Source organism: Nitrospirota bacterium (genome assembly GCA_016235245.1).
Lineage (GTDB): Bacteria > Nitrospirota > Thermodesulfovibrionia > Thermodesulfovibrionales > UBA6898 > UBA6898.
Genome location: JACRLO010000036.1, coordinates 1 through 7,916, shown reverse-complemented (window position 1 = coordinate 7,916; position 7,916 = coordinate 1). Strand labels below are relative to the sequence as shown.

At 47.5% G+C, this 7,916-nt stretch carries 8 protein-coding genes; all 8 read right to left on the bottom strand.

The window, feature by feature from the left end:
* Positions 1 to 101: 101 nt before the first annotated feature.
* From HZB31_14585 to HZB31_14550, 8 genes are read right to left on the bottom strand one after another with little or no spacing between them, the layout of a single operon-like run.
* A complete protein-coding gene (locus tag HZB31_14585) occupies positions 102 to 707 on the bottom strand; it encodes a class I SAM-dependent methyltransferase (GenBank protein ID MBI5849148.1) in 606 nt (201 codons plus the stop codon).
* Positions 704 to 2,356 carry a hypothetical protein gene (locus HZB31_14580; GenBank protein ID MBI5849147.1) on the bottom strand — a complete coding sequence of 551 codons (1,653 nt, stop codon included), beginning with the start codon at positions 2,354 to 2,356 and terminating at the stop codon, positions 704 to 706. Before HZB31_14580 ends, HZB31_14585 begins: the two co-directional genes overlap by 4 nt.
* Before the next feature lie 42 nt (positions 2,357 to 2,398).
* Positions 2,399 to 3,349, bottom strand: coding sequence for a glycosyltransferase (locus tag HZB31_14575; protein ID MBI5849146.1), 951 nt, complete (start codon positions 3,347 to 3,349; stop codon positions 2,399 to 2,401).
* Positions 3,350 to 3,352: 3 nt separating this feature from the next.
* Positions 3,353 to 4,096 carry a CatB-related O-acetyltransferase gene (locus tag HZB31_14570; GenBank protein MBI5849145.1) on the bottom strand — a complete coding sequence of 248 codons (744 nt, stop codon included), beginning with the start codon at positions 4,094 to 4,096 and terminating at the stop codon, positions 3,353 to 3,355.
* Between the two features lie 53 nt (positions 4,097 to 4,149).
* Positions 4,150 to 5,589: a class I SAM-dependent methyltransferase gene (locus tag HZB31_14565; protein MBI5849144.1), complete on the bottom strand. Its 1,440-nt coding sequence runs from the start codon at positions 5,587 to 5,589 to the stop codon at positions 4,150 to 4,152.
* Positions 5,570 to 6,850, bottom strand: coding sequence for an ABC transporter ATP-binding protein (locus HZB31_14560; GenBank protein ID MBI5849143.1), 1,281 nt, complete (start codon positions 6,848 to 6,850; stop codon positions 5,570 to 5,572). Before HZB31_14560 ends, HZB31_14565 begins: the two co-directional genes overlap by 20 nt.
* Before the next feature lie 5 nt (positions 6,851 to 6,855).
* Positions 6,856 to 7,575 carry an acylneuraminate cytidylyltransferase family protein gene (locus HZB31_14555; protein MBI5849142.1) on the bottom strand — a complete coding sequence of 240 codons (720 nt, stop codon included), beginning with the start codon at positions 7,573 to 7,575 and terminating at the stop codon, positions 6,856 to 6,858.
* Positions 7,572 to 7,883 (bottom strand): hypothetical protein, encoded by a 312-nt coding sequence (locus HZB31_14550; GenBank protein ID MBI5849141.1) that lies wholly within the window; start codon positions 7,881 to 7,883, stop codon positions 7,572 to 7,574. Before HZB31_14550 ends, HZB31_14555 begins: the two co-directional genes overlap by 4 nt.
* Positions 7,884 to 7,916: the final 33 nt, after the last annotated feature.

Here is a 7,916-nt window from a genome sequence, read left to right as displayed (position 1 = left end):
CAGCCGTATCGGGCGGGATAGTACTGCGATCGGTCGGGTGCAAAGACATGGTTGACCTCCAGGTCATTGGGTGGAGGCATCATATCACGTTTCGGACAGATTTACGCAACACGTGAAGAATTGAACTTATACAGAATCATGTATGCCCACAATACGCGCCATAGCCCTACCGGCAGACCGTATATGCTACGACGAGTTAGCTTCCAGTACAAATCACCACCGAGCAAACTCCAGGCACATGGGTTCAAACAGGTAGGCAGAGAGATAATCGCTTTTCGTCGCATCACCCGCTTAATCTCACGCAGTCCTCGCTGAAAATCGGGCAGATGCTCCAAGACGTGAGAGCTAACTACCACGTCAAAACTTTTGTCAGGAAATGGCAACGACTCGGCATCCGCTACACAAAAGGTAGGATAGTTCTCAATCAACATCCGACGAGAAATCGCCTTCGCCGCCTCAGTATTGGGCGAAGAAATATCAACGCCAGTTACCGTCGCTCCTCGCTGTGCCATTAGATTCGAGAGGATACCTTCTCCACAACCAGCGTCTAGAACAGTCTGACCTGGCTCAATATATTGCAAAGTACCTGCGTAGATTTGACGATGGACGTATCGCCGCAACAGAAAAGGAGAATTGTATCGTTTCTGAAGGATCCGATCGCTGTACCCAACGTAGAAATCCTTTATGACTTGGGACTGATTATTCATTGGCGCGCTGACGAAGGATCAGAAGCCAGGATGGACGCGAATAATCTATTCATACTATCTTGCTCCAACTTTCCCCAGAGTCTATCGCGTCTTGATAGAAGTTCAACTATTGGCGTCTGAAAAGCCCGTACTGCAATATCACAAACGCTATGGGGATTCTCTGCCCAGAACGCCAATCCATCTTTTGCCAGATCGTGTCCATAGGTGAACGACGTATTGACAATTAATGCTGGCTTTAGTGCTAGTGCTGCCTCGTACAAAACCGTGCTATATGTGCCCAACACTACATCGGCATCTCGAAATGCCTCAAACACCGTGCCAGTGGTCAGGAATTGCATCTGTCCGGTTGTATCTCCCCAATCAATCCTGGCTTTGCTTATATCTTCTCCAGGTCGCAACTTGACGGTGATACGAAACCGTGCATCGCTTGCCAGAACTTGGGCATAGCACTTGACCTCACTCAATCGAGCGCGTGGCTCGGACACAATCAAAACGCGGATAGGCGATCCCGGCTGACGCGCCGCTTGTGATTGGTTTATCTCCTCCGCGGAAGGGGGACGAATTGGACCACAAACAAAGGCGTTCCGTTCATCGTATAGTTCACTCGAACCCAGCAGGCGCTGCAAAAAATAATCACTCCACAATCCATAAGCATCAAAGGTGTGTTTGCGCGCTGAACCAAATCCATAAGCCATCAAACCCGGGTGGTAGCGATTGAATAACCCATGTTGGTAACCCAGGGTAAAAATCCCCAATTCTTTACAGGCGGCAATCAACTCGTTGGCATGGCGACTATCATCCAGAATGACCGCTGAGCATGGTCGTTGCCATCGTACCATCCATTTCAGGCATTGGACTTGTGATGCAGAGCGTACGCTCATTTCCAATCCCAATCGCGCGACTGCCGCCAAGAAAGCCGAGTCAGGCACATCCCTGTCAAACGGCACTTTCCGTAGATGCTCCCGTTGCGTGGATTTCCTGTGTTGCCAACGATAGAGCAGAGAAGCAACAGTCTCAAAAAATACCACTGGTCGGCGACGGACCCATAAATTGCGGAGAGCAGTGGCGTCATCTATTGAATGTAAGTATTCGGAAAAACTCAGTTTATCAGAATTGAGTTTGTTGTAGATACTGTGCAGACGGAAATCATGTCGCAGTCCCGGGCTGATTTTGTCAATGGCATATAGCAATACAGGGGGCTTGTTCAAGCGGAAGGCAAGTAACGATGTAGCCGTTACTACCAACTTGATTACCCAAATAGACCATAGTGTCAACCTCCCTTTCAGCCCGTCGCGCCTACGACCTGCACGCGTGCCCGCAAACGAAACCGGAACTGTGCTGTCTGCCTCCAACAACAACTTGACCAGTGCTGAGAACTGCGCTGGCGCATCAGTGATTACTACGCTTTCATTTTGCGCAATAATCTGGTTGATCAATTCGCGATAACGTGTGTAGGGAACCAGGATATACCAATAGATGTTCTCTTGCTGGAACCACCATGGCTCGAAGCCATCCACGGTAACATATTCAGACACGCGATGTCCATTCGCAAACGTCAAGCGATTTAGACGCTTGAGCAGTTCCAGCGCCAGGTCCAAATCCTCCTGTGGAAGTGACACTTGGTGGTCATTATTCTTTTGCTCGATCAAAACCTGATCAGATCGTTCCGATTGGAAAACGATATGCAATTACTAATTAGCCTCGGCAAAATTTATCAAAAACGCCCGATACCTGGATTTGAAGAAACGCAACGCTGTATTTACTCTCTCACCAAGTAATCCCTGGATGACTAATGAACGGTGCAGTCGCAACACTCCTGGGTATAGCCGTATCGCTTGAAACAAATCCAAACGCGCGTCCAAATGTCTCCCTAACATCATATTTCCACGAGCATGCCGAATATACGCCAAAGCAAATGCCTGGCGACGCACCTTATGGACTTCAGGAGGTAACCCTACAAGATCATAGAATTTGCGCGTTACTTTCAGCACCTCGAGGTGTGCTTGGGGAGCATTGCTCTTCATCGTCGGATGCACAATAATTCGCGCCCACACATGCGGTACAAATCCCACCGGGAAATGGAGCGCAATACGCAGCCATAGATCACCATCCATTTTATAGTGCAAATCCTCATCTACATTCCCAACTTTGTCCAATGCCGCTCGCCGCACGAAAACTGAAGGTTGGATTATGCCGGAACTGGAAGAACACAGCATACTGAGCATGTTGAAGGCGACCCCTTTGACTCCTATTAGATTGCCGCTAGTGTCTTCCAACTTGGCTTGCCCATGAACCATCATTACTTCTGGGTGCGCTTGCAAATACTCAACTGCTTCCCTAACAGTCGTTGGCGAAGCATACCGATCATCGGCGTTGAGCCAAGCCAGAATGCTACCATGTCCACACGCCCAACCCTTGTTGATCGCGTGACTCTGTCCGCGATCTGGTTCACTAACCCATTGTGCAATACGATTCTCGTACTTGCGAATCACATCTAATGTGCCATCGGTGGAACCCGCATCCATAACGATATACTCAATGTGCGGATAATCCTGCTCCAGCACAGATTGAATTGTTCGTTCTAGGTACTGAACCGTATTAAAAGATGGCGTCACAATGGTTACAATCGGTTGTTCGTCCATCACTTACAGCGTGTTCTCTGGCTGATAACCGAGATTCTGGGACAACTGATTGATATCCCGAAAGAGCGGAGCATGTTCCCGAATCCAATCCACATCCTTATCCCACCAGTGCAGATCGTTGAGAAACGCGATCTGCTCTTCTGAAAAGCGGAATCGGATTAGCTTGGCAGGCACGCCGCCGACAACAGCAAAGGGAGCCACATCTCTTGTAACTACGGCTCGCGCGCCGATGATCGCACCGTTTCCAATACGGACGCCATCCAAAACTAATGCTCCCATCCCGATCCATACGTCACTGCCCACGTGTGTATCAACAAACTCCTCGAACACATTTTCAGTCACGAAACTCACCCTTGCTGCATTGTGCGTTGCATAAAATGCCGGATGGCAGGAAACGAATCCCCGAGATGGATGACGTCCCAACCCCACATGCACACCAGGACCAATCGAGCAAAACTTACCAATACGCGCCCATTTCACACGACAATTAGGTGCAATGTATGAATATCGTCCTATCGAAGAGTTGATTAGCCGGCTGCCTGCGTGAACGGTTACATGATCTTCAAACACGCAACTAGAATCAGCATATCCATCACCGCAAAAGGTAACATCTGGGAATAGTTTCCCTAGTCTTTGCCTGCTCTTCAGTTGACGACTGCGTTCAGATATTTCTTCCAACAGTACATGAAACCAATCAAATACAGAAACTTGATGACCGGGGTCTAAACTTAATAATTGAGATTTCATGACGCTTTTCTTAGCACCAAGAGGAGGTTCCTCCTCACCAACGCTGGAGGCAATCATTCGCCGTTTCGTCGGCACAACAATATGACTCGGGGAGCGGGATATGACTCAAGTTGACGAACCACATGAAACTCTTTTTCTAAAGCGCAGATAAAATTGTCAAGAGTATACCAACTATACTTTTCATTAACCCAAGAAGATACATAACTGTCTTCCGGTGGAATGAACTCAACCAACAACCATTTTTTTGCAAAGGATCCCAATAGATCGACTATATGCGCGAACTTCATTGGTATAGTGGATTTAAATACAAGATGATGGACTAAGGCAAGCGCCAGTACTAACTCACATTTCAAACGATCCGTAGCTGGTAATGCCCAGCCACGCCCTATCCACCCATACCCAGGTGAAGGATTTAGTATATCCATTACAACTGGAAAAATAGCATCTCCTCTTTGTTTAGCGTCACGATAAAGCATACTTATCGCAACCTCATCATTATCAAGAGCAACGACCTGACTACCATGTTTCGCAGACATTTGCGAAAACCATCCACGATTGCTAGCTACATCAAGAACTGTGGTTGGGTTTAGTTCATTAACTATCTCAAACACCGACTTGTTCTTTGCAGTCCAATCTGTTTGATCAGATAGCGAAGGAAATGGTGCCCTAGAGTAATAGTCTGACCATTGCGTTTTCTGGATGGGAAAATCCATGTTTTCAATTCGCCTTCTAAGTGCACGTAACTGGTCTATCGGAGATGAGCTTTGGGGGGTGCCCGTCGGTTCCCCATGCCGTGACAAATCGCGGGTCATCTTTGCCAATCGAAATAGCTGTTCGTTATTTTTAACCTGATCCTTGAAGGTTGCTGTTGCACGCTGCTTCAGATCGCGAAATGCTCTGCCGAACGTCGGTCTCCCAATATGAGCTAGGTCACCCTCAGACACTCCAGCATAATCACGCATGAGTAGACGCGCCAATCTATTCTCATTAATGGAAAAAAGATATAATGGACGTAGAAAACAACGTAGAAATTCCCATTGTGGTTTCCATGAATTGGGGGACCGCAAAGGTATAATGGAACCAACATCAACAAAAACTGGTTTAGTTCCATTGAATAGGATATTCCATGGATGAGCATCTTGAGTTGTTAAACCAAAATCGGCAAGCTCTCCATTCAAATCAAGAAGGAGTAAAGCCGCGTCCCGTAGCATTGTCCCGGCCCATTCATATGGATATGATACAAATGGGACCTTCTGATGTTTGAGAACTATATCAAAACCTTCCACACTGAGTGGTTCGATTTGCGTCTGAATTACTAACCCTTTATTTTCAAGATGGTCAAATACCCCCTTAGTAAAAAGAGACCGATAAAAAGGTGCATGTTCTGCATCAATAGCACGGAATAACTGACCTTGCCATTCAAATAGTCTCCCATTGGGGTCAACAATAGAGGAAGGATGATAGGTTATTTCGTCAATTTTGATTTGGTGCATTTATACTCCCTTTGTCATCCAGAATCCATTCATATCGAAGTAAGCATGTAACCCAACTTCTTGGTGGAACTTTTCCTGATGCAAAAAAAGCCTCCGATTCAACATCGAAGAACGCGGCATATTGAACATAATCAGCCCAAATGGGACCTTTGGAGATGGCTACATTCACATAGCAACGCCCGGGTGTAAGGTTGATGGGGGCAGTGGTACAAACTAAAGTCCCTGTTTGAGGCATTGCCTCTGGAAGTCCGCCGACAGCATCAGAATCCAACAAATAGATGCCAGTATTGCGAAGATCATAAATTCCAATGAGAATACTAGCTCGATAGATTGGCTTGTCGCTTTTGTAAGAGAGTCTAATTCGCAACCTGCTGGCACAATGAATTGTTTTCCCCTCAGTATCTTCAATAGATATCGAAGTAACACGAATACTCCCATCTCCTTGTCGGTCCACACGGTTTTCTAAGGTTTCAGTTATGCTGAGCGAACTGGTAATATCCATATACTTCGTAATCACTGCTGCTGTCGCCCCGGACGCAACAATAGTACCGTGATCAACAAGAAAGGTGATAGGACACAACGCTTCAATCGCAGCCATGTTGTGGCTGACAAATAGTACCGTGCGTCCTTCTCGCGCTACTTCGCCCATTTTGCCCAAACACTTTTTCTGGAAAGCCGCATCTCCGACTGCTAATACCTCATCCACCAGAAGTATTTCTGGCTCAAGATGAGCAGCCACAGCAAAAGCCAGACGCAAATACATCCCACTTGAATAGTGTTTTACCGGCGTATCAACAAACTTTTCAATCTCAGCAAACGCCACAATCTCATCGAACTTGCGCACAATATCTGCGCGTTTCATCCCCAGAATAGCGCCGTTCAAATAAATATTCTCGCGCCCTGTTAGTTCCGGATGAAAGCCGGTGCCAACCTCCAGGAGCGAACCCACGCGACCATAGATATCAGCACAACCCTCAGTAGGTTCCGTGACGCGAGAAAGAATCTTTAACAGTGTGCTCTTTCCTGCACCATTACGACCAATGATACCGACTACTTCACCACGCTTTATCTCGAACGAAACGTCTTTCAATGCCCAGATCGTCTCGGGCTGTGTGTTAGGTTTACCAATGCGCTGCAAACGCCGCAAAGGTGCGACAAGTGCTCCGCTGATGGATTCGCGAAACGTCTGATAACCCGCCTGGGATTTCCCAATGCGGTACTGTTTGCCTAGTTTGTCTACTCGAATTGCAACATCACTCATCTGCATCACAATTTCTTTATTCCTGGATAGTTCGCGAGCCACCACTCGGCGAGGCACACGTCAAGATAAGAGTGAATATCGCGACCTGCCATCCAATTGCGCACGATCGGGTAGCAACGCTTGCCCATCCACCACCAAGGATTAGGACCCTCATGTCGTTGCACACATTCCTTGCGAAATGCCCAGATCCCCTGGTCGTAGTAATATGCTTTGGGGTACGACTGCCGTTCAGTAGATGCTTGCCGCTCACTGCCGCCGTAAGGACGCACCAGCCCTTCGCAAATTTCCAGGGCACGCAACGGATGATCGTCCGCGGCTTGCCAGACTGTCATCACCGAGTCAAGGTCAGAGTGTGTTTCTAAAATGTCCAATGCCTGATCAATTAACTCACCATCAATCATTACAGTATTCCCCAGCAATAGGACGACGTTCTTCAAATCTTTTACACGCCCGTCCACATATTCAACCGCGTGCTTGATCACATCGCCGTGATTCACGTGATCGCCGCACAATTCTTCAGGCCGGTCAATGATGTGGCATCCTAATTCCCTGGACACGGTGGCTATCTTTTCCCCGTCGGTTGAGATATAGACGGCACCGATCTGCTTGGCATCGAGTGCTGCATGAATTGGGTACGCAATCAGTGGCTGTCCTCCCACAGGATAGACATTCTTATCGAGAATAGATTTACTCCCGGCTCTGGCGGTAATAATCGCAATATTCATTTTGTTTCCTCCGAATTGTCCTTGCTTTTTCCCCTAAATCCGATGATTTTAGCGGGAACGCCTCCCACAATTGAATATGGAGGAATCTCGCCGTTTGTCACCACAGCCCCTGCCGCTACTATGCTGCCCTTTCCGACCTTAGCGCCAGCCAGAATTACGCAGTTCGCTCCAACCCAAACATCTTCTTCTATCACAATTGGAAGAGGATTTGCGGAGTCAGGACTCATTCCGCCAAGGTTGACAGAAGTAGCGAAAAAACGGAATGAGTGAATTTGACTGATTACGTTTTGCTCGCGAGTTTGGCACATTCGCGACCAAGATTCCAAAACACCTTGATTTTG